Annotated in this window: 1 protein-coding gene and 1 pseudogene; both read right to left on the reverse strand. The window is 48.2% G+C overall.

The annotated features are described in order from the left end of the window. Nucleotides 1–185: 185 nt before the first annotated feature. Nucleotides 186–965, reverse strand: coding sequence for an energy-coupling factor transporter transmembrane component T family protein (locus B3W37_RS14310; protein WP_483176201.1), 780 nt, complete (start codon nt 963–965; stop codon nt 186–188). After that, a pseudogene (locus tag B3W37_RS14315) lies at nt 958–1156 on the reverse strand (energy-coupling factor transporter ATPase); the annotation flags it as partial. The pseudogene B3W37_RS14315 and the gene B3W37_RS14310, both read right to left, overlap by 8 nt.

Here is a 1156-nt window from a genome sequence, read left to right on the forward strand (position 1 = left end):
CTATTCGTTTATTGTGGTGCGACCGCGTAATAATTCTGAGCCTTGGCGAAGAATCTTAAGATCCTTCAGCTTTGCCTCAGGATGACATTCGCAAAATTACTGCTTAATTATAGGAAAAAGTTAATTACATGTAAGTCGGGTATGGGGACGGTTCTAGATCAGAACAAAGAACCGTCCCCGTGTTTCTACCATACCAGCATAGTTATTACTATTATGATCATAATACCTGTTACGCAGTAATCCGCCCGGCTGAATACCGGTTCCCGCAGATAAGTCCTTTCTCCCTGCCGGTATCCCCGGGCTTCCATAGCATCCACCAGTTCATCACAGTGCCGGAAGATGCTTAAGGTCAAAGGTTCTATCAAATGCATGGCAGCCCGCATTCTCCCCCTTATGGCACCCGTTTTAAAGTTCGCCCCCCGCGCCAGTTGAGCTTCCTTAATACTGTTCATTTCCTGCAGCAAGGTAGGAATAAATCTTAAGGCCAGAGCTACCATCAGCGCGATATCGTGGGATGATATTCGTATAATTTTAAGCGGACGCAGCAAACGTTCCAACCCTATGGTAATCTCGGAGGATGAGGTGGTCATAGTCAGGATGGAGGCAATTATTACCAGCAGAATAAATCTTCCTGTCTGTAATAAACCTACCGCCACACCTTGATAGCCAATCTGAATTACGCCCCAATCAAGCAACCGTTTACCCGCTGCCGGTGTAAAAAAAACATACATCAGGAATAAAAAGAAAAAGAAAGGCAGTACCGGATGCAAAGCAGCCAGTAATGTCCTTACCGGTATGCGTGCCAGTCCGGATATGGCCAGGGCTAAACCGGTTGCAGCCAATAAACTAATGACATCGGCCTGCAGGATGATAATACTGAAAACTATTACCGCTATAATCTTGACCCGGGGATCAAGCCGGTGCACAGGTGATGACCGGTGCACATAGACACCCAGATTATACACTCCGCCCCGCCTTTCCGGGAAGGCCGCCGTTACTGGAAGCACGCAATCTCTCCAATAAGCCGGAGATTTCATTTACCGCCTCATCCAATGCCAAAATGTTGGTTGCCATGGTTTCTCCCCTTTGCCGCAGCTTCCACATCAACTCGGTCACCTGAGTCGGGGCCAAACCCAGCGTCTTCAGCCACTCCACC

The organism is Syntrophomonas sp. UBA5494 (assembly GCF_002426325.1).